The 1370-nt window shown below is 40.7% G+C and carries 2 protein-coding genes and 4 tRNA genes; 5 read left to right on the top strand and 1 reads right to left on the bottom strand.

What is annotated here, in order from left to right; translation table 11 throughout:
* Positions 1-23: 23 nt before the first annotated feature.
* The 4 genes from G631_RS0116015 to G631_RS0116000 all read left to right on the top strand — a co-directional run bounded on the left by G631_RS0116015 (position 24) and on the right by G631_RS0116000 (position 434).
* Positions 24-95, top strand: a tRNA-Glu gene (locus tag G631_RS0116015).
* 7 nt (positions 96-102) lie between these two features.
* Positions 103-176: transfer RNA gene (locus G631_RS0116010), tRNA-Ile, on the top strand.
* 39 nt (positions 177-215) lie between these two features.
* Positions 216-288 (top strand) — tRNA-Val (locus G631_RS0116005).
* Between the two features lie 60 nt (positions 289-348).
* A tRNA-Leu gene (locus tag G631_RS0116000) sits at positions 349-434 on the top strand.
* A gap of 34 nt (positions 435-468) precedes the next feature.
* Here the strand turns inward: G631_RS0116000 and G631_RS0115995 are convergent.
* Positions 469-810 (bottom strand): helix-turn-helix domain-containing protein, encoded by a 342-nt coding sequence (locus tag G631_RS0115995; RefSeq protein WP_026490293.1) that lies wholly within the window; start codon positions 808-810, stop codon positions 469-471.
* A gap of 105 nt (positions 811-915) precedes the next feature.
* On the opposite strand from G631_RS0115995, the gene G631_RS0115990 reads away from it, so the two are divergent.
* Complete coding sequence (locus G631_RS0115990; protein ID WP_026490292.1) at positions 916-1293, top strand: hypothetical protein; 378 nt, start codon at positions 916-918, stop codon at positions 1291-1293.
* Positions 1294-1370 lie beyond the last annotated feature (77 nt).

Here is a 1370-nt window from a genome sequence, read left to right as displayed (position 1 = left end):
CCTATAGCGAAACGGTCTGATGCGGCTCCGTGGTCAAGCGGTCAAGACATCGCCCTTTCACGGCGGTAACACGAGTTCGATTCTCGTCGGAGTCACTTTTCAGGAGCTTTAGCTCAGTTGGTTAGAGCAACCGGCTCATAACCGGTCGGTCCCGGGTTCAAGTCCCTGAAGCTCCACTAGGTTTTTTCTAAAAACCAAATATACCCAGTTAATATGGGGTCTTAGCTCAGCTGGGAGAGCATCTGCCTTACAAGCAGAGGGTCACAGGTTCGAGCCCTGTAGGCCCCATTCGCGATATGTCCCATAAAACATATCGCGTATTTTTTATCAATTTTATATTGGTAAGATGCCGGCGTGGCGGAACTGGCAGACGCCCGGGACTTAAAATCCCGTGGGTAGCGATACCCGTACCGGTTCGATCCCGGTCGCCGGCAGTAAGAGAAGCAGTGATGCTTCTCTTTTTTGCGTTCATTTATTTTGCTGAGTCAGTTTATTAAAGTATTCTAATAACCTTTTTTCTAAGGATTTATCCTTCTGGAGAGAGTTTACAAATGAAAAGAGTTCTGGGTCTTCAGATGAAGAAATCGTTATTGTACTTGGATTTGGATCATCTGTTAAGCCATAAAGATAGTCAGAAGTAGTGTTGAACGTTGACGCTATGAAACATACTGTTTGGAATGATGGCTCCCTTTGCCCATTTTCATAACGCCCGTAACCCATTGCAGACATGTTGAGTTTTCTTGCTGCTTCAGCTTTGCTCATACCTAATTGTTCACGAATTTGGATTATTCTTTCAGCTTTGAATTTCATATGTACCTCATTTTACTATTGACAAGTAACCAATGGTTATGTATCATACAATAACCATTGGTTATATTATAACCTAAATTATTCATTTATCAAGGAGGAATAAAAATGGGATGTTGGATGATTGGGGCAGGTGAATTAGAGATAATTCCTGCGCCAGATGAGACATTGATCAAGGAGTACATAAAGTTTTCAAATAGGGTCAATCCGTATGAAAAAATGGATGAAAACTTTCCAAATTCGTGGTTTTTTAATGAGGATAATCGATTAGAGTCGATAGCTGGTAAATTTGCCGAACCTTCTGTTTGGTATGACTACATAAAGAACTTTTTTGAGGCGCTAGGTTATAAACTGGTTGGTGAAAAGCAAATAGTGGGTGAATGTGACCCTGGAGTAAACTTCTGGGAATTGAATGATATTCAGTACAAGAAGTATAAAAAGTGGAAAGAGAGGATTCAGGATTATGAATTGGGAGCATTCCTGTAATTCAGAAATAACGCCAATTGAATAAAAAGAAACCTCTAAGTAAGATAAAGGTGTTCATCTTGGCGGATGAAAAAACA

This window comes from Butyrivibrio sp. XBB1001, assembly GCF_000424505.1.
In the GTDB taxonomy this organism is placed as follows: Bacteria; Bacillota; Clostridia; order Lachnospirales; family Lachnospiraceae; genus Butyrivibrio.
This window is presented reverse-complemented; position numbering and strand designations above follow the sequence as displayed.

What these genes read in the sequence shown, in the direction of transcription:
- G631_RS0115995 (WP_026490293.1), bottom strand. Translation starts at nt 810, where the DNA reads ATGAAATTCAAAGCTGAAAGAATAATCCAAATTCGTGAACAATTAGGT.
- G631_RS0115990 (WP_026490292.1), top strand. Translation starts at nt 916, where the DNA reads ATGGGATGTTGGATGATTGGGGCAGGTGAATTAGAGATAATTCCTGCG.